Origin of the sequence: Burkholderia orbicola, assembly GCF_900100915.1 — a bacterium.
In the GTDB taxonomy this organism is placed as follows: domain Bacteria; phylum Pseudomonadota; class Gammaproteobacteria; order Burkholderiales; family Burkholderiaceae; genus Burkholderia; species Burkholderia orbicola.
This window is the reverse complement of the sequence record NZ_FNKW01000002.1, coordinates 1,832,689-1,856,508: the sequence shown is the minus strand read 5'-3', so window position 1 is coordinate 1,856,508 and position 23,820 is coordinate 1,832,689. Positions and strand designations below refer to the sequence as shown.

General features: G+C 64.2%; 24 protein-coding genes. 11 read left to right on the top strand and 13 right to left on the bottom strand.

The annotated features are described in order from the left end of the window. Positions 1-8: 8 nt before the first annotated feature. Both hpnD and BLS50_RS25205 read right to left on the bottom strand, forming a co-directional pair. Positions 9-857 (bottom strand): presqualene diphosphate synthase HpnD, encoded by an 849-nt coding sequence (gene hpnD / locus BLS50_RS25210; protein WP_012339078.1) that lies wholly within the window; start codon positions 855-857, stop codon positions 9-11. Positions 858-1,115: 258 nt separating this feature from the next. After that, positions 1,116-1,448 (bottom strand): hypothetical protein, encoded by a 333-nt coding sequence (locus tag BLS50_RS25205; RefSeq protein ID WP_006480205.1) that lies wholly within the window; start codon positions 1,446-1,448, stop codon positions 1,116-1,118. 189 nt (positions 1,449-1,637) lie between these two features. Here BLS50_RS25205 and BLS50_RS25200 point away from each other — a divergent pair, with 189 nt between their 5' ends. After that, positions 1,638-2,522, top strand: a complete 885-nt coding sequence (locus tag BLS50_RS25200; RefSeq protein ID WP_074804902.1) for an alpha/beta fold hydrolase — start codon at positions 1,638-1,640, stop codon at positions 2,520-2,522. A gap of 15 nt (positions 2,523-2,537) precedes the next feature. Here BLS50_RS25200 and BLS50_RS25195 read toward each other — a convergent pair whose 3' ends face one another. The 3 genes from BLS50_RS25195 to BLS50_RS25185 are packed head-to-tail and all read right to left on the bottom strand — an operon-like array spanning position 2,538 to position 4,463. Beyond that, complete coding sequence (locus tag BLS50_RS25195; protein ID WP_011548761.1) at positions 2,538-3,479, bottom strand: GGDEF domain-containing protein; 942 nt, start codon at positions 3,477-3,479, stop codon at positions 2,538-2,540. Continuing rightward, a complete protein-coding gene (locus BLS50_RS25190) occupies positions 3,476-4,102 on the bottom strand; it encodes a chemotaxis protein CheC (RefSeq protein WP_011548760.1) in 627 nt (208 codons plus the stop codon). Before BLS50_RS25190 ends, BLS50_RS25195 begins: the two co-directional genes overlap by 4 nt. Further along, positions 4,095-4,463: a response regulator gene (locus BLS50_RS25185; protein WP_011548759.1), complete on the bottom strand. Its 369-nt coding sequence runs from the start codon at positions 4,461-4,463 to the stop codon at positions 4,095-4,097. The genes BLS50_RS25190 and BLS50_RS25185 overlap by 8 nt, the downstream gene beginning before the upstream one ends. A gap of 471 nt (positions 4,464-4,934) precedes the next feature. Between BLS50_RS25185 and BLS50_RS25175 the strand changes: the two genes are divergently transcribed. Further along, positions 4,935-7,184 carry a hybrid sensor histidine kinase/response regulator gene (locus BLS50_RS25175; protein WP_074804895.1) on the top strand — a complete coding sequence of 750 codons (2,250 nt, stop codon included), beginning with the start codon at positions 4,935-4,937 and terminating at the stop codon, positions 7,182-7,184. Between the two features lie 71 nt (positions 7,185-7,255). On the opposite strand, the gene BLS50_RS25170 is transcribed toward BLS50_RS25175, so the two are convergent. After that, positions 7,256-7,810 carry an NADPH-dependent FMN reductase gene (locus tag BLS50_RS25170; protein ID WP_006480199.1) on the bottom strand — a complete coding sequence of 185 codons (555 nt, stop codon included), beginning with the start codon at positions 7,808-7,810 and terminating at the stop codon, positions 7,256-7,258. A gap of 368 nt (positions 7,811-8,178) precedes the next feature. Here BLS50_RS25170 and BLS50_RS25165 point away from each other — a divergent pair, with 368 nt between their 5' ends. Continuing rightward, positions 8,179-8,778 carry an RNA polymerase factor sigma-70 gene (locus tag BLS50_RS25165; RefSeq protein WP_041489655.1) on the top strand — a complete coding sequence of 200 codons (600 nt, stop codon included), beginning with the start codon at positions 8,179-8,181 and terminating at the stop codon, positions 8,776-8,778. After that, complete coding sequence (locus BLS50_RS25160; protein ID WP_034175073.1) at positions 8,756-8,974, top strand: zf-HC2 domain-containing protein; 219 nt, start codon at positions 8,756-8,758, stop codon at positions 8,972-8,974. The genes BLS50_RS25165 and BLS50_RS25160 overlap by 23 nt, the downstream gene beginning before the upstream one ends. Before the next feature lie 154 nt (positions 8,975-9,128). Here BLS50_RS25160 and arsC read toward each other — a convergent pair whose 3' ends face one another. Beyond that, on the bottom strand, positions 9,129-9,485 hold the full coding sequence (gene arsC, locus BLS50_RS25155) for an arsenate reductase (glutaredoxin) (protein ID WP_074806697.1): 357 nt from the start codon (positions 9,483-9,485) through the stop codon (positions 9,129-9,131). A 1,217-nt stretch (positions 9,486-10,702) separates the two neighbouring features. Between arsC and parA the strand changes: the two genes are divergently transcribed. Continuing rightward, complete coding sequence (parA, locus tag BLS50_RS25150; RefSeq protein ID WP_006480195.1) at positions 10,703-11,365, top strand: ParA family partition ATPase; 663 nt, start codon at positions 10,703-10,705, stop codon at positions 11,363-11,365. 23 nt (positions 11,366-11,388) lie between these two features. Continuing rightward, a complete protein-coding gene (locus tag BLS50_RS25145; protein WP_006480194.1) occupies positions 11,389-12,450 on the top strand; it encodes a ParB/RepB/Spo0J family partition protein in 1,062 nt (353 codons plus the stop codon). Positions 12,451-12,542: 92 nt separating this feature from the next. Here the strand turns inward: BLS50_RS25145 and BLS50_RS25140 are convergent, their stop codons facing one another. Continuing rightward, entirely contained in the window at positions 12,543-13,910 is a 1,368-nt protein-coding gene (locus tag BLS50_RS25140) for a replication initiation protein (protein ID WP_006480193.1), read from the bottom strand. Positions 13,911-15,733: 1,823 nt separating this feature from the next. On the opposite strand from BLS50_RS25140, the gene BLS50_RS25130 reads away from it, so the two are divergent. After that, complete coding sequence (locus tag BLS50_RS25130; RefSeq protein ID WP_074804888.1) at positions 15,734-16,915, top strand: DNA-binding protein; 1,182 nt, start codon at positions 15,734-15,736, stop codon at positions 16,913-16,915. Positions 16,916-17,050: 135 nt separating this feature from the next. Here the strand turns inward: BLS50_RS25130 and BLS50_RS25125 are convergent, their stop codons facing one another. From BLS50_RS25125 to BLS50_RS25115, 3 genes are all read right to left on the bottom strand, one after another. Next, positions 17,051-18,070, bottom strand: coding sequence for a tyrosine-type recombinase/integrase (locus BLS50_RS25125; RefSeq protein WP_011548750.1), 1,020 nt, complete (start codon positions 18,068-18,070; stop codon positions 17,051-17,053). A 102-nt stretch (positions 18,071-18,172) separates the two neighbouring features. Continuing rightward, on the bottom strand, positions 18,173-18,550 hold the full coding sequence (locus tag BLS50_RS25120) for a DUF2471 family protein (protein ID WP_023476146.1): 378 nt from the start codon (positions 18,548-18,550) through the stop codon (positions 18,173-18,175). Between the two features lie 141 nt (positions 18,551-18,691). Then, positions 18,692-19,303 (bottom strand): helix-turn-helix domain-containing protein, encoded by a 612-nt coding sequence (locus tag BLS50_RS25115; RefSeq protein WP_006480189.1) that lies wholly within the window; start codon positions 19,301-19,303, stop codon positions 18,692-18,694. 158 nt (positions 19,304-19,461) lie between these two features. Here BLS50_RS25115 and BLS50_RS25110 point away from each other — a divergent pair, with 158 nt between their 5' ends. After that, on the top strand, positions 19,462-20,661 hold the full coding sequence (locus tag BLS50_RS25110) for a glycine C-acetyltransferase (protein ID WP_074804884.1): 1,200 nt from the start codon (positions 19,462-19,464) through the stop codon (positions 20,659-20,661). A 13-nt stretch (positions 20,662-20,674) separates the two neighbouring features. After that, positions 20,675-21,703 carry an L-threonine 3-dehydrogenase gene (tdh, locus tag BLS50_RS25105; RefSeq protein WP_011548747.1) on the top strand — a complete coding sequence of 343 codons (1,029 nt, stop codon included), beginning with the start codon at positions 20,675-20,677 and terminating at the stop codon, positions 21,701-21,703. A 185-nt stretch (positions 21,704-21,888) separates the two neighbouring features. On the opposite strand, the gene BLS50_RS25100 is transcribed toward tdh, so the two are convergent. Next, positions 21,889-22,083 carry a hypothetical protein gene (locus BLS50_RS25100; protein ID WP_244106834.1) on the bottom strand — a complete coding sequence of 65 codons (195 nt, stop codon included), beginning with the start codon at positions 22,081-22,083 and terminating at the stop codon, positions 21,889-21,891. 179 nt (positions 22,084-22,262) lie between these two features. On the opposite strand from BLS50_RS25100, the gene BLS50_RS25095 reads away from it, so the two are divergent. Beyond that, positions 22,263-22,868: a TetR/AcrR family transcriptional regulator gene (locus BLS50_RS25095; RefSeq protein WP_074804882.1), complete on the top strand. Its 606-nt coding sequence runs from the start codon at positions 22,263-22,265 to the stop codon at positions 22,866-22,868. A 64-nt stretch (positions 22,869-22,932) separates the two neighbouring features. Beyond that, positions 22,933-23,412 (top strand): nuclear transport factor 2 family protein, encoded by a 480-nt coding sequence (locus BLS50_RS25090; protein ID WP_011548744.1) that lies wholly within the window; start codon positions 22,933-22,935, stop codon positions 23,410-23,412. Between the two features lie 36 nt (positions 23,413-23,448). On the opposite strand, the gene BLS50_RS25085 is transcribed toward BLS50_RS25090, so the two are convergent. Beyond that, positions 23,449-23,652 (bottom strand): hypothetical protein, encoded by a 204-nt coding sequence (locus BLS50_RS25085; RefSeq protein ID WP_176934297.1) that lies wholly within the window; start codon positions 23,650-23,652, stop codon positions 23,449-23,451. Positions 23,653-23,820: the final 168 nt, after the last annotated feature.

Below are 23,820 nucleotides of genomic sequence, written 5' to 3'. Positions count from 1 at the left end.
CGGTCGACTCAGAACAGCGCGTAGCGCGCGGCGATCATCAGCATGCGCGCCTTCGGCTTGCGCAGCGGCGCGCGCGGCGCGGCAAAGCCGCGTGCGATCGCGGCCTCGAGAATGCAGCGATACGCGCCCGACATGATGCGCGGCGCCTTCACTTGCGCACGCGGGCAGGTGTCCATCACCGCGTCGGCCTGGCGGAAGTGCTCGAGCGCGCGCTCGACGAGCGTCGCGCACACGCGCGGCAGCGCCGGATCGCGCACGATCGTCGCCGGATCGGTGATCGCGATGCCTTCGCGCGCGAGCAGCTCGCGCGGCAGGTAGCACCGGTTGATCGCCGCGTCGTCGTCGATGTCGCGCAGGATGTTCGTCAGTTGCAGCGCGCGGCCCAGGTGGTGCGACAGCGTGATCCCTTCGGCTTCCGGCATCCCGAAGATCCTCACCGACAGTCGGCCGGCCGCGCTCGCCACGCGATCGCAGAAGAGATCGAGCGTCGGCTCGTCGGGCGCGCAGATATCTTCGGCCGCGTCCATCGCCATCCCGTCGATCATCGCGTGGAAATCGTCGCGCTGCAGGTTGAACGCGCGAATTTCGCGATCGAGCGCGACCAGGTGGCGCGGCGGGCGGCCGGCGAAGCAGGCATCGATGTCCGCGCGCCAGCGATTCAAGCCCGCGTTGCGCTCGGCGCGCGGCAGATCGCTGTCGGCGATGTCGTCGACCGCGCGGCAAAACGCGTAGACCTGGAACATCGCATCGCGCTGCACGGCCGGCAGGATGCGCATCGCCAGATAGAAAGAACTGCCCGATGTGACGGCAGCGGCGTCGGTTTCTTGTTCGTCCACGACGGAATGGGAAACGGCCAAGACGAGCTCCACGGAGACACCCACGCGGGGCGATTGAAGAAGCCATGCCCGGCTGGGATGGTCAGGGCGTCGAATGCGTGCGGGATAGGCGAACGATCGACGCAGACAGGCACAAATTACCGGCCGGAAGCCGGAATTGGCCGAAAGTATAGCAATCTTTGAAGTTCGATGGCGGACACGCGCCATGTGTGGCGGGGTGTTGAGCGCCCTGGAGAGGGCGGCGCGGCCGGCCTCGGCGAATGGGCCTCGCGCGACGCGTCAGCCGTAGACGATGTCGCGCTGCAGATCGAGTGCGATGAGCCCCATTTCGCGTGTGAGCTGCAGCATCGAGCGGCGCTCGAGGCGCGAGCCCATGAAGCTCGTCACGCGGCCGTCGGGCTCGGCGGTGAACTGGAAAACCGCGCCGCCCGTACCGAACCACGCGCCCGGCACGTCGGGCGATTCCTGCCAGTCGATCTGCTCGAACACGCGCGCGATGCCCGCGCGCACCAGGTCGCCAGGGCCGATCGGCGGCGCGATGTCGCCCAGGTCGTCGAGCGAATAGGGGCCGGGTTTGTTCGGCTTCCGGTAGAAGAGATAGTCGACGTTCATGGGGCGCAATCGCGAGTAAAGCAACAAATTAGCGTGCTTCCGCACAAATTCAAATCAGATATAGACGAAATGTGGCCTGCGCGACACAAAGGGGCGGATCGTTGCCGCCGGGAGACGCGCCGCGCGAGCGCGTTTCGATGGCGGCGGGTTCGTCTAAGATGACACCTTTCTCGAAAAAATACGGACACCATGGAGACGAACGACACCGCCAACCCGCAGTCCGATCATCCCGTTTTCGTGCTCGTGCACGGCGCGTGGCATGGCGCGTGGTGCTACGCCCACCTGGCGGCCGCGCTGGCCGCGCGCGGCTACCTGTCGATCGCGCGCGACCTGCCCGCGCACGGCATCCATGCGCGCTTTCCCGCGTCGTACCTCGCCCGGCCGCTCGACAAGGACGCGTTCGGCGCCGAGCCGTCGCCGGTCGCGAACACGACGCTCGACGACTACGCGACGCAGGTGATGCAGGCCGTCGACGATGCGTACGCGCTCGGCCGCGGCAAGGTCGTGCTGGTCGGGCACAGCATGGGCGGCCTCGCGATCACGGCGGCCGCCGAACGTGCGCCGGAGAAGATCGCGAAGATCGTCTATCTCGCGGCCTTCATGCCCGCGTCGGGCGTGCCGGGCCTCGACTACGTGCGCGCGCCGGAAAACAAGGGCGAGCTGCTCGGCCCGCTGATGCTCGCGAGCCCGCGCGTGGCCGGTGCGCTGCGCGTCGATCCGCACAGCGGCGATGCCGCGTATCGCGAACTGATGAAGCGCGCGCTGTACGAAGACGTGCCGCAGGCCGACTTCGATGCGGTCGCGAACCTGATGAGCTGCGACGTGCCGGCCGCGCCGTTCGCGACCGCGATCCCGACGACCGCCGCCCGCTGGGGTGCGATCGACCGTCACTACGTCAAGTGCCTGCAGGATCGCGTGATCCTGCCCGCGCTGCAGCAGCGCTTCATCGACGAAGCCGACGCATTCGCGCCCGGCAACCCGACCCACGTACACCAGCTCGACAGCAGCCATTCGCCGTTCGTGTCGCAGCCGGCCGTGCTGGCCGGCGTGCTCGCCGACATCGCGAAAAGCTGAGCGGGGCGGGCGCGGTCAGTCAGCGTACGCGACCGACCGATCGCGCCCGAGCCGCTTCGCACGATAGAGCGCGGCGTCGGCCTCGTTGACGAGTACGTCGCAGGTCAGCGCGCCGGCTTTCGCGCAGGTGCCGCCGACGCTCGCCGTGACCGGCACGCTGACGCCCTCGGCATCGACCGGCATGCTGCCGATCGCCTCGCGCACCTTGTCGGCCACCCGCATCGCCTCGTCGAGATTCGTGCACGGCAGCAGCAGCGCGAATTCCTCGCCGCCGAAACGCCCGAACGTATCCTGCGCGCGCACGATCGACGCGACGCGGCGCGCGGTCTCGCGCAGCACGGCGTCGCCCGCCGCATGCCCGAAGCGGTCGTTGATCGTCTTGAAGTGGTCGAGGTCGAACAGCAGCACCGACAGGTCGCCGCCGTAGCGCTGCCAGCGCGCGAATTCGTCGCCGAGCCGCGCCTCGAAGAAGCGCCGGTTCGCGATGCCGGTCAGCCCGTCGCGGTTCGCGTGTTCGCGCAGCTTCGCGACCGCTTCCTCGCGCTCTCGTTGCATCACGCTCACATGCGTGACGTCCGAGATCGTCACGCATACGGCCTCGACGTCGCGGCCGCGCGTGAGCGGCATGAACGTGCAGTCCTGCTGCATGTAGTCGACGCCGCCCGTGATCGGCCGGTCGTGCTCGAAGCGGAACAGGTAGGGCCGCTGCTCCCACGAGCTGAACGCGAAGCTGCCCAACTGGAACACGCTCTCGAGCTTGCGCGACAGCCACGCGCGCGGCAGGTCCGGAAAGCAGTCGAAGATGTTGCGGCCGATCACGTCGGCGGCCGGGATGCCGCTGTGGTCCTGCATGAAGCGATTCCACATCAAGACGGTCATCGAACGGTCGAGCACGAACAGGCCGAAGCCGACCCGCTCGATCACGAGGTCGCTCAGCGACGGGGCGGCGGCCGTCATAGCGCGGACAGCAACGCGTCGAGCGCGTCGCCCATCAGGCGGATCGAATCCTCGGCCATCAGCATCACGAAATGCGCGCGGAACGTATGGTCCTCGAGCCCGAAGTTCACCTCGAGCAGCAGCGCGACGCTCCACCCCAGTTCGTTCGGCTGGAAGACGTCGTCGAACGACACGTTCGCACCGAGCAGCCCCGGCGGAAAGAACACGGGCTTGCGGCCGAGTTCATCGAGGATCGACGCGACGCAGGCACCCATCAGCACGTTCGCGACGTCGAACACGATCTCGTCCGGCGTCGCCATCCCGCCGTACACGCCGTCGCCGAACGTGCGGTCGACGACCGACATGAGCCGCGCGACACCCGCCGTTCGGCACAGCACGATCGCCTCGCCCTTGATGTCGGAACGGAAGCCCTGGCGCACGGCAGTCACGTTGTCGTGGATGCCCGTCATCTCGCGCAGCGCGTCGCCCGCGTCGGCCGCTTTCACGACGCGCACGCGCGGCACCGACAGCTCGATGAAATGCCCGAGCAGCAACGCAAGCCGCGCGGCGGCGCGGCCCATTGCAAGGTTGGCGATTTCCTGCAACGCGTCGCGTTGCTCCGCCGTGAACACCGATTCAGGCATACAACCCATACTCCTTGAGAATGGGCAGCAATGCCTCCGACGTCACGGGCTTGGCAACGAATGCGATCGCGCCCAATTCACGCACGCGTGCTTGCGCCTGCGGCTGGATATCGGCGGATACCACGATCACGAACGTGTTCAGATCTTCGTGGCGCAGTGTTTCCAGGACCTGATATCCGCTCATGTCGGGCATCGTCAGGTCCAGAAACATCACGGAAGCTTTGCCGTCACGATAGAGCGCCAAGGCCTCGCGACCATTCGCTGCATACGCGACGTCAACGTCCCAGTCTCCCGGCAGCGCCTTTGTCAGAAGTTTGCGAGCGAGCAGCGAATCGTCGGCAATTACAATCGGCAAAGGCATGGGGCGATGCGGTATACGGAATGGTCTCTCTCGCGTTAACGACCGCGCGGCGCTCTTCTTTAGTGCCTTGCGTTTCGGGCGCGGCCAACCGCCTTGCGACCAGGCACGGGCGCCGCGACGCAGGTGCGCGCGACGCACCGCGCGGCAATCGCCGACGGGCGCATGTATCTGTCATAGGGAAAGCAAGGCGCGATTCTCGGAGTAAACCGGAGGCGATGCAACTCGCCATTTTCACCATTTCGAACAGAATCGGTCCGATCGCGCGTGATTCCGAAAACAGCCGCGACCATTTTCGAGATAAGCACGCAAAATTTTTCCTTGTGTACGTTTGCGCTGCCGGATTCGTCGCGTTTTCAATCTGACGGTTTACCTCTGTCATATACGACAGGTTTGCGCCCGTACGGCACCGCACGGCGGGCCGCCGCAACTCGTTTATGATGGCAGATACCTCTGCCTCACCCGCTTTCCTCGATGAAGTCCGAACGGCCTGCCGACTCCCGCGCCCCTGCCCCTTCTCCCGCCGACGACTGGCAGGATGACGGCAGCTACGCGTCCGGCGCGCCCGAGCACGATTTCGCGGTGCGCCGCGTGACGCTGATCGTGCTGCTCGTCGCGGCGATCGTGCTGCCGTGCATCTACGTGGTGGTGATGGCGTACAACGACCTGAAGGCGCGCGAGGCCGCCGCGAGCGACGTGACGATGCGCACGGTGCGGGTCGCCGAAGAGCACGCGCTCAAGGTGTTCGACCTGAGCGAAACGCTCGATGCGCGCATCGTCGACCTCGTGCAGGACATGGACGACGCGACCGTGCGCAGCAAGGAGTCCGACATCCACGAAGCGCTGAACACGATCGGCGGCGGCTATCCGCAGGTGGCCGCCGTGTCGATCTTCGGCGCGAGCGGGATGCTGCTCGCCAACAGCCTCTACTATCCGGCGCCCTATGCGTCGATCGCGAACCGCGACGATTTCGCCGGCATCCGCGACGGCAAGGTCATCGAACACATCTCGAAACTGATGATGGGGCCGCTCAAGCTCGAGAACATTCCCGTCTTCAACACCGGCGTCGCGCGACGCCATAGCGACGGTTCGTTCGCCGGCATGGTGTCGATCGCGCTGAAGTCGTCGTATTTCAATGCGTTCTACCGCGACCTGCTCGGCGGCGCGAGCACGCCGATGACGATGGCGCTCGCGCGCTCGGACGGCGCGGTGATCGCGTCGTATCCGCCGCCGCCGTCGCTCGCGCATACCGATCGCTCGGTCACGTTCGGCAACCCGCGCAACGATCCGCGCGCGGGCGTGGTGCGCGTGGGCCACGACGGCGCGAGCAGCGAGATCGTCGCGTATCGCCAGGTCGGCAGCTATCCCGTCTACGTGAGCTGCGCGTACCGCACGTCGGCGATCTGGCATGAATGGTACGAACACCTGAGCGTGCTGTTCCTCTCGATGTTCGCGCCGTCGGTCGCGCTGTGGTCCGTGATCTGGCTGTCGCTCAAGCGGCTGAAGGCAGAAGAGGAAGCGTGGGACCGCTGGCAGGCCGAAGCGTCGATGCGGCGCTCGATCGAATCGGCGTACCGGCAGTCGCGCAAGATGCAGGCGCTCGGCAATCTCGTCGGCAGCGTCGCGCACGACTTCAACAACCTGCTGATGATCATCTCGAGCAACGTGCAGATCGCGCGGCGACGCGGGGTCCAGCATCTCGACAAAGAGCTCGGCGCGATCGAGCGCGCGCTGAAGAACGGCCAGTCGCTCACGCGCCAGCTGCTCGGCGTCGCGCGCAAGCAGCCGCTGCACAACGAGACGATCGACATCGGGCAATGGCTCGGCACGTGCCGCGAACTGCTGAAGACGTCGCTCGGGTCGAAGTCGTCGCTGGTCGTCGCGATCGAGCCGGGCGTCTGGCCGATTCGCGTCGATGTCGCGGAGCTCGAGCTCGCGGTGATCAACCTCGCGGTCAACGCGCGCGATGCGATGGCAACCGGCGGACGCTTCACGGTCGGCGCACGCAACGTCACGCTGCGCCGCGAGGACGGCTTCCCGCTCACCGGCGACTTCGTGCAGATCTCGCTCGACGACACGGGTTCGGGCATGGCGCCCGACGTGCTCGCCCGTGCGTTCGAGCCGCTGTTCACGACGAAGGCGCAGGGGATGGGGACGGGGCTCGGCCTGCCGCAGGTATTCGCGTTCTGCGAACGCTCGGGCGGGCTCGCGACGATCGACAGCGCGGTCGGCGCGGGGACGTCGGTGCGTCTGTACCTGCCGCGCGCGCGGGCCGAGGACGTCGTCGCGCGGCCGGCGGCCGTCGCGCACGAGGCGGGCAACGGCGCGCTCGCCGGTCTGCACGTACTGCTGGTCGAGGACAACGACGAAGTCGCGGCCGGCACGGAAGCGCTGCTGTCGCTGCTCGGTCATCGCGTGACCTACGCACCCACCGCCGACGACGCGTTGCGCCTGATCGAAGGCGCCGCCGCGAACGACGCGTTCGATCTCGTGATTTCGGATATCCACATGCCGGGCCGCCTGAACGGCATCGACCTGGCAGAAGCGGTCGAAAAGCGGCCGGGGAAGCTGCCCGTGATTCTCGTCACGGGTTATGCGGAGGAGCTCGACCGCACACGCACCGTCAACGTCCGCGTGCTGTCGAAGCCGTTCGACATCGCGCTGCTCGACGAGATCCTGCTGGGCATCCGCGAAGCGCGCGACGCACGACACGCCGGCGCGTGATCCGCTCTTGGTTGGGGGGCGGCGCCGCCGCGACGGCGTGAGCGCGCGGGGCGGCGGTCAGGCCAACGAGGTCAGGCCGATTTCAGCAGGCGCACCCAGCTCGCATAGCGATCGACGAAGCCCTGCAGGAACTTGCGGGTGTCCTCGCTGACGATCTGCCCCTGGTCGTCGATGCGCGCCGGGTCGTGCTTGATGAACATCTCGGGCTGACCGAGCGTCTTCACGTCGAGGTACGCGAGCACGTTGCGCAGGTGCTGCTGCGCGAGCGCGGTACCCACCGCGCCCGGCGACGTACCGAGCACCGCGCCCGGCTTGCCCGACCACGAGTTGGACCCCCACGGGCGCGAGCCCCAGTCGAGCGCATTCTTCAGCACGCCGGGAATCGACCGGTTGTACTCGGGCGTGACGAACAGCAGCGCGTCGGCGGCTTCGATCGACTGCTTGAAGCGTTTCGCGACTTCCGGGAAATCCGCGTCGTAGTCCTGGCTATACAGCGGCAGCTCGCCGATCTCGACGAACTCGAACGAAAAATCGGCGGGGGCGAGCGAGATCACGGCGTGCGCGAGCGCGCGGTTGGTCGAAGCACGACGCAGGCTGCCGACGACGACCGCAATACGATAGGACATGGCATTCTCCTTCCGGTGAGTAAGGAATCGGATTGATTGCTTCCGAATGGGCGACAAAGGTCTGTTTATAGGCAAGCCAGCCCGCGAGCCGTCCCACGGGGCCGTCCGGCCGACTTTCCACAAGGTTTTCCACAGAAATTGTGGATAACTCGACCGTTATGTTCTGACGTTACAGATTGCCCGACGCGCGTCGCCGACGACGCGCGAGACGGGGTTCGGCAAGCATAGCGCAGCGCGGCAGCCGGTTCCGTGAATTCGTGACGGAACATTGCGTTGCAGGCGGAGACCGCGCCCAGTAAGCTGCTCGCACCGCGATGCGTCAGCTCCGTGACGCACGCGCGATCGCTTCGAGACACCGCCATTCACCCATGCTGTCCGCACACGACGACCCCGCCTATCTCGCGCAACTGCGGCACGACCTGCTGCGCTTCGCACGACTCCAGCTCCGCGATGCCGACGCGGCCGAAGACGCCGTGCAGGAAGCGCTCGCTGCCGCGTGGTCGCATGCCGGCGAGTTTGCCGGGCTGTCGGCCCACAAGACCTGGGTGTTCGGCATCCTGCGCAACAAGCTGATCGACGTGCTGCGCGCACGGCAGCGGATGGTGAGCCTGACCGCGCTCGATGCCGAGCTCGACGGCGAATCGATACTCGATCGCGAATTATTCAAGGACAACGGACACTGGGCCGCGCATGCGAAACCGCGACCGTGGCCGAAGCCCGACACGCTGTTGCAGCAACAGCAGTTCTGGACGCTGTTCCAGGTCTGCCTCGACCATCTGCCGGAGCAGATCGGACGCGTGTTCATGATGCGCGAATTCCTCGATGTCGAGATCGCGGACATCTGCAACGAATTGACGTTGACGACGAATCATTGCAGCGTGCTGCTGTATCGGGCGCGCACGCGCCTGCGAACCTGCCTGAGCGAAAAAGGACTGACGACCGAAGATGCTGCCGGGGAAATGTACTGACGTGACACGCCTGCTGTCGGATGCGCTCGATCGGCATCTGACGCTGCACGAGCGCCTGCAGGTGCGCGTGCATCTGCCGACCTGCAGCGGATGCCGCGCCTATCGCGGGCAGATCTCGCTGTTGCGGATGGCCGCGAAGGCGGCGGCGGGGCGGGAGCCGGACGATGATGATGGGGCGTCTTCCGGTAAAGGCTAGACGCCGCGGTGGCGACATATCGTTCCGGTGGCGGCTGGCGGCTGGCGGCGCGTGCGGCCTGACGGTCGCGTCGGTCTGGATTGCCGTTACGTTTACGTGTGCAGGGCTGAGTCAGGCCGCGTTGATGCAATAAGAAAAATACGCCGGGCAAGAATTATTCGAACAGCGCCTTCACCGCCTCGGGCGGACGACCGATAGCCGCCTTGCCGCGGTACACGACGATGGGGCGTTGCAGCAGGATCGGATGAGCGACGATCGCCGCGTAGGCTTCAGCGTCGGCCAGGTCCGCACGGGCAAGGTTCAGTGTCTGGTACGGCTCCTCGCCGTCGCGCAGCATGTCGCGAACCGGGCGGCCGAGTTGCCGATGCAGCGTTTCCAACTCCTCGACTGTCGGCGGCGTCTTCAGGTACTCGACGACGTTCAGCGGCGCGCCGGCCGTATTCAGCGACTCGACCAACGCAAGCGTCTCGCGGGACTTCGAGCATCGGGGGTTGTGGTAGATCGTGATCATCATTCAAGCCTGGATGGTGGAGCCCTGTATTGTAGCCAGTCTGCATGGGAGGCTCGGCGGGCGGGGCAGCTGAGATCGTGTGGCTTTCCTCGTGGCAGGTCTGTCGCTGGCGCGGTTCGGTTTAGTGATGCGTCGTGATCGCGAGAGGGTGAGTGTTTGATGTCGTGAGACACGCGTCAGCGAGTGGTTGTTTATGCGCATAAAGTGCGGGCAGGCAAACGGCTTCATGGAGACTAGAGAGCGGCGGTTAGCCCGCCTAATGTCTCGTGAGGGCTGTCTCGTGAGGGCTGTCTCGTGAGGGCTGTCTCGTGAGGGCTGTCTCGTGAGGGCTGTCTCGTGAGGGCTGTCTCGTGAGGGCTGTCTCGTGAGGGCTGTCTCGTGAGGGCTGTCTCGTGAGGGCTGTCTCGTGAGGGCTGTCTCGTGAGGGCTGTCTCGTGAGGGCTGTCTCGTGAGGGCTGTCTCGTGAGGGCTGTCTCGTGAGGGCTGTCTCGTGAGGGCTGTCTCGTGAGGGCTGTCTCGGGCGGCGAAAAGAGAGCGGGGACCGCGGGACACTTCGGGTCGCTTTATGCGCATAAAGCCTGCGAGGTGAGGTGCGGCTCCAGGCATCGACGTATGGTGACAGAAGACGGCACCGGACGACGGTCGTATCGATAGACTATCGTCCCAACATCATTGCGCGCCTGACGTAGGCTAGGTCTCTGCCTTCCCCTCCACCGTAGGTCATCGTTGCGTCCGGTTTATGCGCATAAACGTTGCGGGCAAACGGAACGTTGCCTCGATGCATACACGTTCAACGACGTGCCTCGGGGCCGTGCATCTGACTCCGGCCAGCAGATCACACCTCTCGGTGGCGAATCCCGAGCGCTCCAGCCACGAAGTCGATCACCCCGACCGCCGCGGACTTTATGCGCACAAACTTCCGGCTCGCCGGCCACTCGCCGCGTCCAGCGAGAGGGCAGCACACCGAGACATCGCCGCGACGAACCGCCCCGGCGATGGGGCAGGTGAAGATCCCACCATCGAGCACTGCATCGACCGCTCTACATCAGTCTCGCCATCTCCCACACGCCGTCCCAACCAGCAATCCAATCTCCACCACCTCGTTTATGCGCATAAACCGATAGTCCGAATGGCCAACGCGTAGTTGTTCAACGACAATTTCATTGAAATTCAAATATCGTCCTGTAGAATTCCAACGACCAAAACAGGAGTGAAAATTGGCCGCGGAAATCATTGCAGTCACTCAACAAAAAGGTGGCGTCGGCAAAAGCACGATTGCCATGCATCTCGGCGCCGCGTTCCATGAAAAAGGGAAGCGCGTCCTCGTCATCGACGCAGACCGTCAAAACACGCTGGTTCACTGGTCGAGTGCATCCGGCGACAGCGACAACGGCATCCCGTTTCCGGTTGTCAATCTTGCCGAAGCCGACGGCCAGATTCATCGCGAGATCAAGAAGTTCATCAACGACTACGACATCATCGTCGTGGACTGCCCGCCGTCGATCACCGAGAAAGTGTCCGGCGTCGTCCTACTGGCCGCATCGATTGCCGTGATCCCGACATCGTCGTCGCCGGCCGATTACTGGTCGAGCGTCGGGCTGGTCAAACTGATTCAGCAGGCACAGGTGATGAACGAAGACCTCCGCGCGGTCTTCCTGCTGAACAAGACCGAAGAGAAGCGCATGCTGACCCGCGAGCTCAAGCGTGCACTCGAAGAACTCGGCTTCCCGCTGCTGAAGACGCAGATCCCGACTCGGGAAGCGTACAAGCAGGCGATGGCGCTCGGTCAGACCGTGCTGCAAATGAACGATCGCGGCGGCAAGCTAGCCGCCGCCGAAATTCGCGCATGTGCCGACGAAATCGTCGCCATGCTGCCCTGACTTTATGCGCATAAAGGAGTCACATGAAACCCTCCCAATTCGCCAAAGGATTCCAAGCGCGCCCGGATATCACGACGAGCGAGAAGCGCACGGCGCTTGATCGGCTCAATGCGATCGACGGCATCGTCAAGTCCGAGACGCCGACCCCGGTGCCGACCAAATCCGCGAAGAAGGACATCGCACCGCCGCCTGCTCCGGAATTCGCGATCGATCCGTCCATCGACGAATCGCCGCAATACCGCGCGTGGCGCCTCGAGAATCGCTATGCGCCCGGGCAGGTGATCGAACTGCCGCTGAAGGCCATCAAGCACAGCCCGTTCAATCCGCGGCACTTCTATCTGAAATCGTCGATTGCCGAACTCGCGGTCAACCTTGCGAAGCAGGGGCAGCAGCAGGCGATCCACGTGATTCCGGATTACGACAATCCGGGCACGTATTTCGTCAGCGATGGTGGCCGCCGCGTGCGGGCGCTGAAGGAAGCGAACAAGGAGTCAGTCAAGGCGATCGTGATCGACGTGCCGATCGGCATCCAGAGCTACAAGCTCGGCTACGACCTCAACGTTCAGCGCGATTCGCAGACGGTGTTCGACAACGCGGTCGTGTGGCGCCGTTTCCTCGACGACAAGCATTTCCAGAGCCAGAAAGAGCTCTCCGAGCATCTCGGCCTCGACGAGTCGACGGTGGCCGTCGCGCTGTCGATCGGCAAGTTGCCGGAAGCGATCATGCAGGAAATGGTCGCGCGTCCCGATCGCTTCGGGTCGAACATGGCGTATCAGGTCGGCCGCTATCACAATGCGCGCGGCACCGAGGCCACGCTGCGGCTGATCAACAAGATCGTGTCGGACGATCTCAGCACGCGCCAGGTGTCGGACATCGTCAAGGGCCGCGTCGCGGCGCAGGAGACGCCGAAGGCCGCGGGCCGTCAGCGCTATGCGCAGCGTCTCGAGATCAAGCTTGGCGGCAAGTCGGTCGGCGACCTGAAGTCGTATGGCGAAGACCGCATCGAACTGCGCCTGCGTGGCCTCCCGAAGGACAAGCGCGACGCGATCCTCGAGCAGCTCGAGCGAATGCTGTTGTCGGAGTAAGGGAAACGGCCGGCAAGGCCTGGTGAGGCCGCCGGCCCTGCCCGATCAGGGGTGGGGACCGGCGGTGGCCCGTCAGCGGGCCTGAGCGGGCCTCAAGCGGCCCGCGACTGGTTCAGCGTGAACGACAGCAGGTCGCCGTCCGTCGGCTCGCCCCAGGTCTTCTGGGCCAGCCAGTCGAAAAAGGCCGTCTCGGCCAGCTTGGAGTCGAGGCCGCGCTTGCGCCAGTCGTCGCGCAGATGCGAGCCCATCGTCGGCAACGCCTCGGACTCGAACGACTCGCGCGCCACTTCTCGCTCCGCGTCGCCCTGCTCTTCGTACAGCACCTTCGCTTCCTTGCGGCGGAACGCTGCGAACTCGCTCAGCAAGCGCGCCTTCAGATCGTCCGGTTGCGCAGCCGCAACCTTCGCGGAAGGCGTGCCAGCCGGCAGCGCGTCGACCGACTCCACCGGCGGCGCATAACCCTTCTTCAGCGCGTCCTTGAACAGCGCCGGCGCGCTCCGCACCGGCGGCAGCGTCGTGCTGCGCATCCGCTGCTCGGTCATCTGCAGCGCGGCGCGAATCCGGTTTTCCTCGCTGTCCGCATAGAGCGTCTGCGCTTCCTTCAGCGGGATTCCGAGCTTCACCATCCGGTCGACCAGCGTGCTGTCGAACACGTTCGGGTGTTCGTCGAGCGCGAGCATCGGCTGCTTGCGCTCGGTCACGCGGAATTGGATCTCGGCCACCCGACGCCCTTCGCGGTGCTCGATCAGCTCGACGAAGATGTTGGTGACCGCGTTGACTTCCGCGATCGCGGGACGCAGGTAGTCGCGCTTGAAGTACTTGTACTCGCGCTTCGCTTCGTCGCCGGCTTCCGTGTCGGGCGTGCCCGACAGGATCGGCCGCCACCATTCCCACGGCTCGCGCATCGTCAGGTGGCTCGGGTTCGTCAGGTAGCGCACGCAGATCTCGTACAGCGCGAGACCGGCGCTGCTGCGCAGCTGGCTCTGGAACTGCAGGCTCAGCCGCGCATACTGGACCGGGTCGAGCAGCTTCTTCTTGATCTTCGGCGCGAACGAGAATTCGACCCACACGCGGCGGGTGGTCGGGTCCTCGAGAATTTCCGCATCGGCGATCAGCGTGGAGATCCCCCACTTGCGGCCCGGCTTCTGGCTCGACGTCCCCGTGCTCCATTCGACCTGCACCGACACCATGCGGCGCAGGTGTTCCTTCACCAATGCGGTGTCGTTCGAATCGAAAGCGGAGTTCGCGACGATGTCCGACAGCAGCGCGCGATATGTATCGCCCGAGTCGTCGGCCTGCTGCGCGACGGCCAGCAGGACATTGAACAGCTTGCGAGTGAGGAGCGTGATCTTGCCGCTCTTCGGCTGAATGGCGATCGCCTCGACGGCCTTTCGCAATTCGGCTGAACTGGCACTCACCACATCCACATCGGTTTTCTTGGCGCGCTTCGTCGTGGCCATACGTCGGGTCGGAGGAGAAGTTTCCCGGAAGGATAGCGCCTGCGGTGATGTGCGTCCAGAACGACATGCTCACCATAGCCGGTGAAGCGTGCCGGCAAAACGGCACTCACCCGAACCGCTCCCGAAAACGCTCACCGGTCCGCCAGTGCGGCGTTCCGGACTCTTCCAGACGTGCCGCGGCATGCGCCGATTCACAGAATTTCACCTGTGCACGACACGTGCGAAATTGGCTCCCGTATCGGCTCACCTTTCGATTTGTCGTAATTTTGCGACTGCGCAGACGTGAGTTCGACACAGGGCCGCGATTGCACCTCACCGTACCTTTTCCGACTGTGCCGATGGGCCTGTATGCATGTACAGGCGCGGCTCGCCGAGATATCGATCTGGCTTCGACACATGGAAAAGCTCGGTCGAAACCGGCACGCGCGACCCGATCGGTGCCTATTTGGCCGGGCCGGGCGCGCATTGTACAGCGCGCAGATCGTATCCGGTCCCGAAAATGCTCACCTCAAGCACAGCATGTTGATTCGTCCGGGTGCCGACGAAGGCCCGACACACGGGCGAGCGGCTGCCAATGACTCCCGAAAACACTCACCTCAACGAAAAAATGCGGCACAGCAACGGGTACGGAAATGGCTCCCGAAAAATCTCACCGTAACCGCCGCGGTATCAAAAATCCCAATCTCTTCCGATACTTATGCACAGAAGGCATTTGGCTGTGCATCGCCGAGAGCCCCCGAAAAGCCTCACCTTTCGACGGGTATCCTTCATACGACAACCGTATGTCGCCCCCCGAAAATTCTCACCTGTGCCAAAAAGTGGCACAGCAAAAACGAGATTTCTTCCAGTCCTGGCGGGCTTTTCGACGAATTCCGCCCCTCACAGGTCCCGAAAAGCCTCACCTTTGACCATTTTTTCAGCAAATACGTCCCCCGGAAAACCTCACCTGTAAGCCAAGTCGGAGCCTGTGAGCCGTGCCCCGAAAAAGCTCACCTTAAGGCGAACGGGGCAGGAAAACCCGGATTTCCCTCCCGAAAAGTCTCACCTTTGGGGCATCACAGGCCCAGGAGAGCACTTTTGCTGTGCAAAATGGCGTCCACTTCCCGGAAATCCTCACGGCAAATTCCCGTGGAGTCCCGTGGAACCTCACCTTTCGCCAAATCTGCCCAAAAGATGGGCAGAATCGGGGCGCGAAGCAGGTCCTGCAAATTCTCACCTATGTCTGCACAGGCAGAAAACTGTGAAGTCAGGCACAGCGCGGCTTCTACGGCTGTGTGGCCCCGAAAACCCTCACCTTCAGGAAAACGTGTGTTTTACTGTGATCCCGAATCCGCTCACGACCCTTCCTGCAACGGCTCACGCAGCTCCCTGAACCCCATCACGTCAGCTCCCGCAGAAGATCACCTTGGCTCCCGTAAAACTTCACCTTGTCGGCCGGAGAGCCTTGCAGCATAAGGCTGTGCCGTGGCGTTAACGTTTTTAACTAAGGGTTCAAGGGTGTTTACTTCTAATACTCTCAAGACATCGGGCTGACGAGTTTTCCACAGATACCTCAACCCCTGAACACCCACGGGCGAACAGCTCCGCTGTCATGTGAAACAAAGGCCAAAATTCGGGGTCCGCTGAAAAATGCTTGCAGGACAAGGACTTGGATAACTTTCTTCGCTTTGTTTCACGGAATTCCGGCTCACCTTCGGCAAGATCGGCTCCCTGGTCCGATTTCTGTGCAAAACGACGTAAATTCACAACGGACCCTCGAAACAGGTATCAAGTAATACGTATTTCGTTATGATTGCCACAATTCATTGTCTGTGAGCGTGGTCATGACCCTGGACGAAATGCGTCAAGTCATTCGGGAAGAACTGGAATCGCTGCGTGCAAACGGTGCGCGGCGCCAGGAATTGTCGCTGCACGCATGCAAGCGGCTGTTTTTCGATCTCGGCATTCGGCCGTCGGCCGCCAACGTCCGCGATCTCACCCAGACCGGCAGCGCCAGCGACATCCCGAAAGACATCGACCATTTCTGGGAACGCATCCGTTCCGCCTCCAAGATCCGGCTTGACGGCGCGGCGATCCCGAAAGCCGTCGAGGAAAAAGCCGGCGCGTTACTCGGCGCACTCTATGAAGAGGCATTGAAAGCCGCGCGCGACAGCCTCGACGCCGACCGCGAACAGGTTCGCGCCAACATGGCCGACGCCGAACAGCGCTTGCGCGACGCGACCATCCGTCAGGAAACGCTTGAAGGTGCGCTCGCGCGCGGGGAAGCGAGAAACGAGCAATTGCAGGCGCGGGTGACCGAACTCGAAGTTCAGCTCGCGTCGCAAACGACCCACGGTTCGGCAAGCGAAGCAACCTTGCTCACCACAGTCGCCCGACTCGAAAAGGAGCTGGCCGCAGCCGCCGGCCGCATCGATGCCGAACAGGCGCAGAACGCCGCGCTGCGTGACCGCATCGATGCTTTGCAAGCCGAATTGCAACAACGCACCGAGCACTACGCGCAGCAAATCAAGGATGCGGTGGCCGAAGCCGAACGCCGCGTCAAGCCGATGCTGGTCGAACTGGACTCATTGCGCAGCATGGCGTCGACCTACCAGAGCGGGTTGCGCGACGTTCAGCGCAAGGAATTCGATTTCCTGCAGCAGTTGAGTTCTGCCAAGGCGCGTGCTGATCGGCTCGAGGAACAGTTGCGCAGCCAGAGCGACGAACTGGAACGCGCCACACGCGACGTGAATTCGTTGCGCGCGAACCGCGGGATGAATCCGGAAATCGCCGCGCTGCTGCGGCGCCTGGCCGATGCCGGACAACTGGACGCGGACGCGTATGCCGCAATCGGCACCTCGCTGGATCAGGAGATTCCGGCGCCGGCGCGGTGCCCGCATTGCGACGGCGAACCGGAGCTGTCACATGGCGACGAGGGTTTTGAAGTCGCGTGCCCTGAGTGCGAGCACGCTTCGGGCGCGTGGCCGTCCCGCTTCGAAGCCGTCGCCCGTTTTGCGCAAACCTGACCGGGAAGCCGGCGATGCGCACAGGTGAGATGATCCGGGAAGCTTGAGGTGAGGTTTTTCGGGAGCTGTGAAACGGTGAGGCTGCGCCACGCAAGGCTGCTCACGGATCGCGTCGCGCGAGCAGCCGTTTCCTGATCAGTGAGTTTCGTCGCGGTCGGACGCGTCACCGTTGCTGTCGGCCAGCCCGTCGCGCCAGTTTTTCCACGCGCGATGCAGGCGATTCGACGAGATCGGCCGCATGAAGCCCAGCCATTTGCCGACCCGCTCGGGCGGCACGTCGTGCTCGAACAGTTCCGCCGCGTAGGTATTGCGCAAGGTTTGCGGGCTGGTGCGTGCAGTGCGCGACGACGTGAGCCCGGCCGATTCGACGATCGCGTCGATCGCGCGCAGCATCGTCGCCTTGTGCATCGGCCGTCCGGCGTGCGACGCGGGGAAGACGAGCTCCCCCGGAATCTCCTGGCGTTTGCGTTCGGTGAGCCAGGCTTCCAGCAACGCGATCGCGAATGAGGCCAGATGAGTTTCGCGTGCGTAATCCGGATGCGTCGATTCGATCCGCAGCGACGTGTTGCTCGTATTGATGCAACTAATCGTAAGCGCGCGCGCTTCGCCGGTTTTGATGCCGGCGCCGAGAAATGCGGCGACGAGTGCGCGGTCGCGACGCTCCTTCCAGTACGCGGAACCCGACACGCCGATCGGCGAAAACAGATACGCGAGCAACGTCGCGCGTTCCGCCGGCGTGAGGAAGCCGGTCGGTTCGTTGTCGCGGGCCTTGCGCCAGGTCGCTTCGCCATCCTGAGCAATGAAACGGGCCGGATTGGTCGATGCATATTCGGTGCGGCGAATATGGTCGAGCACGCGCTCGATCAGCCGCAGATAGCGCATTCGCTGCGTTTTCTTGATCGGCAACTCGCCGACGAAGTTCGCGATGGTCGGTGTATCGACCGTCGCCAGGTTCTTTTGATGCGCGCGCATCCACGCGAGAAACGCGCCCCATTGCGCGCGATAGACATCGGCCGACGAGCGGCGATAGTCCTGCATTGCCAGCCATGCGTCGAACGCGGCTTCGGGCGAAAGAACCCAGTCGGACGCATCGCGGTCGAACAGGTCTTTTTCTTCCGGCGGGGCGGCGGTGTCGGGGGAGGCGGGAAGGGACATGGTATTAATTCCGTTAGTTGCGTATATGGTAGCCCTTTCCGCAACGTCTCGGGCAGCAAAAGGGTGAAGCGGCCGCCCTGCGCGGCGGCCGCGGTTGAGCCGTCAGTCGCCCCACGCCTTGGACGGGCGGTGAGGGCGCGACGGACGCACGGTATCGTGTGTCGTTGCCGCGGCTTCGTACGCGAGAACGGCGAATGAAAAGACCGCGGGCAGCGCGTTCGAGCGCCCGAAGTCGATCGGATCGTCGGTCTCGGGAAACGTCATGTCCGACGGCCGTTCGAACAGTTGACGCATGCCGGCGTCGTGCCGGCTCGCAAAGCCGAGATCGGCGAGCGCCTCGGCTTCGATCGCGTGCAGCAGGCGCCACGTCAGCGGCACGCGCTGACGGATGTAGCGCCCGGCGATATGGCGAACGATCAATTCGAGGTCATGTGCGGCAGCCTTGAAGCTGAGCGCGGCCAAATCTTGTTCTTCTGTCATTGCAGGCTCCTGTCGACCGGAGCGGGCGCCTTGGTGCGCCGGCTCCGGCCCATGCATGGCGGAATGTCCGTATACTGTACAAACATACAGTACTTTCCGCAACTGGCCTGCAACTGACCTTTTGGCCGACTACCCGCGCCGTCAGCGATGGATCACGATCAACAAGGCCCGTGCTTCGGCCTTGCCGGGATTGCGGATTGCATGCGGCTCATCGGCCGGGTAACGCGCGGTGTCACCCGCCTTCAGGCGTCGGCTCGCCGCGGCGGCCTCGATTTCCATCGCGCCCTGCAGCACGGTGAGGTGCTCGCGCGTGCCCGGTTCGTGCGCGTTCGATACCAGGGCGCCGCCGCCCGGCAGCGTCAGCTCGTACCACTCGAACTTGCCGGCGAGGTCGATCGGGCCCCATACGCGCAACTGGTACCGGCCGTCGTGGCCGGCGAGCGTCGGAATGTCGTGCGGGCCGTCCACGCGGATCGTCTCGGGCGCTTTCGGCTGCGAGAACAATTCGTCGAGCGTGATGCCGAGCGCGTTCGTCAGCCGCCATGCCACGGCGATGGTCGGGTTGGCCTTGTCGCGTTCGATTTCGGAGAGCATCGATTTCGATACGCCGGCTGCGCGCGACAGGTCATCGAGCGTCAGCTTGCGCTCGTTGCGCAGGCGCTGGATCTGCTCGCCCACACGCGGCGGGGTCGCGGCCGGCGGCTGCGGGGCGGCGTCGGCGGCCGGGCGCCGCGATCCGGAGGAACTTGCCATTTGGATTCCGTTCGCTTAGAGTTGTTCGATATTTCGAATTCTAGTTCGGAATATCGGATAAATGCGGTCAACCGAACGACCGACTATAACAGTAGCAGGCCGTCGCGCCGCCACGAGCGGTGCGTTGCGGAATGCGAAACCCTGTCAGGAGCTTTGCGATGCGTGATGCCTTTCTCGCCCAGGTGCGCGGGACGCTCGACCAGATCCGCGCGGACGGTTTTTACAAGACCGAGCGCGAGATCGCGAGTCCCCAGGCGGCAGCCGTGCGGCTCGCCGGCGGTGCCGGCGTGCTCAATTTCTGCGCGAACAACTATCTGGGTCTGGCGAACGATCCGCGCCTGATCGACGCGGCGAAGGCCGGCCTCGACCAGGACGGCTTCGGCATGGCATCGGTGCGCTTCATCTGCGGCACGCAAACCGTCCACAAGCAACTGGAAAGCGCCCTGGCCACGTTTCTCGGCACCGAGGACAGCATCCTCTATTCGAGCTGCTTCGACGCGAACGGCGGCCTGTTCGAAACATTGCTCGACGAGAACGACGCGGTGATCAGCGACGAGCTGAATCACGCGAGCATCATCGACGGCATTCGTCTGTGCAAGGCGAAGCGTTTTCGCTACAAGAACAACGATCTGTCCGACCTCGAGGCCAAGCTCAAGGAAGCCGACGCCGCAGGCGCGCGCCACAAGCTGATCGCGACCGACGGCGTGTTCTCGATGGACGGCATCATCGCCGACCTCAAAGGCATCTGCGATCTCGCCGATCGCTACGGCGCGCTCGTGATGGTCGACGATTCGCATGCGGTCGGTTTCATCGGCACGCACGGCCGCGGCACGCCCGAGCACTGCGGCGTCGAAGGTCGCGTGGACATCATCACGGGCACGCTCGGCAAGGCGCTCGGCGGCGCATCGGGCGGCTATGTCGCCGCGCGTCGCGAGGTGATCGAGCTGCTGCGCCAGCGCTCGCGTCCGTATCTGTTCTCGAACACGCTCACGCCGAGCATCGCCGCGGCGTCGCTGAAGGTGCTGGAACTGCTCGGCAGCGACGAAGGCGCGAAGCTGCGCGAGCGCGTGCGCGAGAACGGCGCGCGGTTCCGCAAGCAGATGACCGAAGCCGGCTTCACGCTCGTGCCCGGCGCGCATCCGATCATCCCGGTGATGCTCGGCGACGCGCAGCTCGCGACGAACATGGCCGACAAACTGCTCGGCGAAGGCGTCTACGTGATCGGCTTCTCGTTCCCCGTCGTGCCGCGCGGTCGTGCGCGCATCCGCACGCAGATGAGCGCCGCGCATACGCCCGAACAGATCGACCGGACGGTCGCCGCGTTCGTGCGCGTCGGCAAGTCGCTCGGCATCATCTGACGGAGGCGCGACCATGAAAGCACTGGCAAAGCTCGAACGCGGCCCCGGCCTCACGCTCACGCGCGTGAAGCGTCCCGAAGTCGGCCACAACGACGTGCTGATCAAGATCCGCCGCACGGCGATCTGCGGCACCGACATCCATATCTGGAAGTGGGACGACTGGGCGCAGAAGACGATTCCGGTGCCGATGCACGTCGGCCACGAATACGTCGGCGAGATCGTCGAGATGGGGCAGGAAGTGCGCGGCTTCGCGATCGGCGATCGTGTGTCCGGCGAAGGTCACATCACGTGCGGTTTCTGCCGAAACTGTCGCGCCGGGCGCCGGCATCTGTGCCGCAACACGGTGGGCGTCGGCGTGAACCGCGAAGGCGCATTCGCCGAATACCTGGCGATTCCGGCGTTCAACGCGTTCAAGATTCCGCCGGAGATCTCCGACGATCTCGCGTCGATCTTCGATCCGTTCGGCAACGCGACGCATACGGCGCTGTCGTTCAACCTCGTCGGCGAAGACGTGCTGATCACCGGCGCGGGCCCGATCGGCATCATGGCCGTCGCGATCGCGAAGCACGTCGGCGCGCGCAACGTCGTCATCACCGACATCAACGACTATCGGCTGGAACTCGCACGCAAGATGGGCGCGACGCGCGCGGTCAACGTCGCGCGCGAGTCGCTGCGCGACGTGATGGCCGACCTGCACATGACCGAAGGCTTCGACGTCGGGCTCGAGATGTCGGGCGTGCCGAGCGCGTTCACGAGCCTGCTCGAGGCGATGAACCACGGCGGCAAGGTCGCGCTGCTCGGCATTCCGCCCGCGCAGACGGCGATCGACTGGAACCAGGTGATCTTCAAGGGGCTCGAGATCAAGGGCATCTATGGTCGCGAGATGTTCGAGACCTGGTACAAGATGGTCGCGATGCTGCAGAGCGGTCTCGACCTGTCGCCGATCATCACGCATCGCTTCGCGGCCGATGATTACGAGCAAGGCTTCGCCGCGATGCTGTCCGGCGAAAGCGGCAAGGTGATTCTCGACTGGACGGCCTGAGTCGAGTGAGTGTCGAGACGGGGCAGTGCGGCGCGATCGCCGCCTGCCCCGTCTTCGTTTGCACGCGCATCGTTACGCGTCGGAACGCGTGATTCAGCGCTTGAGGTGAGATTATTCGGGAGCTGTGTGTGCGTGCCGAATCGCCGCGCGATCCCGCATCGGTGAATGGCGATTTCACGTCCGCTTCACCTGTCGGTAGCACCTCGCTTCTTCTCATCACGCCATTCGGCGCCTGCTTTTCCCTTCTTCCACACACTTCCCTGCTTCGCCTGGCAGGCGAGCGTTTGCTTGCCGCCGTATGCGACATCGCGCCGAATCGGGACATCAACCGTGAGCCGCACACAGCGTTGCGCCTCACTGATAGGCGATGCGATCGACATCGATCGACCTCGACCGGTGCGCAGGCCACCACTTGATCCGTTCACCATTCAATCAGCGCGGATCGAGCTGACGACCCGACGAGGCGAGCCGGCGCTCCAGGCACGATTCAGCCTTTCCAGCGGCAGGGTCTCTCCATGCGGGTATTGACGGCGGAGAACGATCGTTCTACCGTAAACCCATGAACACACTTCTCGACTCCTCCGGCGAACCGGGCGTTCGCGACCGGCTGCTCGACGCGGCCGAAGCGCTGATCTATTCCGGCGGCATCCATGCGACCGGTGTCGATGCGATCGTCAAGCGATCCGGTGCGGCGCGAAAGAGCTTTTATTCGCATTTCGAATCGAAAGAAGCACTGGTGGTCGCCGCGCTCGAGCGGCGAGACGAGCGCTGGATGCGCTGGTTCGTCGACGGCACGCTGGCGCGCGGCAAGGCGCCGCGCGCGCAATTGCTCGGCATGTTCGACGTGCTGCGCGACTGGTTCGGGCAGCCCGACTTTCACGGTTGCGCATTCCTGAACGCGTCGGGCGAGATACCCGACGCCGACGATCCCGTGCGCGTCGTCGCCCGCGTGCACAAGGCGCGCCTGCTGGCATTCGTGCGCGAGTGCCTCGACGCCTATGCCGACGAAACCGGCATCGAGCGCCGCGGGCTTGCGCGCCTCGCGCGTCAGTGGCTCGTATTGATCGACGGCGCGATCGGCGTGGCGCTCGTCAGTGGCGATGCAAACGCCGCGCGCGATGCGCGCGCGACGGCTGAACTGCTGCTCGATACCGCCTCGCGGTAGCCGACGCAGCGAATCCGAACCGGCTGCGTGCGTTCGCGGCCAGAACCCTGAACAGGAGCTACCCATGTCCGCTTCCCCCGAAGTTCGTCCGCCCGTTCCGCCCTTCACGCTCGACACGGCGCGCCAGAAAGTGCGCGCCGCCGAGGACGCGTGGAACACGCGCGACCCGCAACGCGTGTCGCTCGCCTATACGCCGCAAAGCCGCTGGCGCAATCGCGCGGAATTCGTGACGGGCCGCGACGAGATCGTCGGGCTGCTGCAGCGGAAGTGGGCGCGCGAACTCGACTACCGGCTGATCAAGGAGCTGTGGGCGTTCGGCGGCAATCGCATCGCGGTGCGCTTTGCGTACGAGTGGCACGACGATGCGGGCAACTGGTTCCGTTCGTACGGCAACGAGAACTGGGAGTTCGACGAAAACGGCCTGATGGCGCATCGCCACGCGAGCATCAATGATCTGCCGATTCGCGAGGCGGACCGTCTTTATCACTGGCCGCTCGGCCGTCGTCCGGACGATCATCCGGGGCTGTCCGATCTCGGGCTGTGATGATGCGCGCACGCGTTCAACGGATCGGCGAACGCGTTACCGCGGTTCAATGGTGAGGAAATTCGGGAGCTGCCCGCTGAAGGTGAGATTTTTCGGGACGAGGTGAAATGTCGCGTCGAACTGGGTGCGTTGAACCGATCGACGCGACATCGCACGGGTAAAGCGGCGCAGATGTCGACGTGCAGCGGTGTGCTTTCCTCCGTGATGCATCTCACCGATCGCATCGAAGCGATCGTGCATTGCCGATCGGTGTGTGTGAGCGCGACGTGCAACTCACCGATCGAATCATCTTTCGACTTTCAACGAAAAATCGCGCAAGCAGTGCGCGTTGCGATAGGGCGTTGCTCACCGCTCGATGTTCACCGCCGCCGCATCGTCAAAGTCGGCACACGTGCGCAACCGCATCGT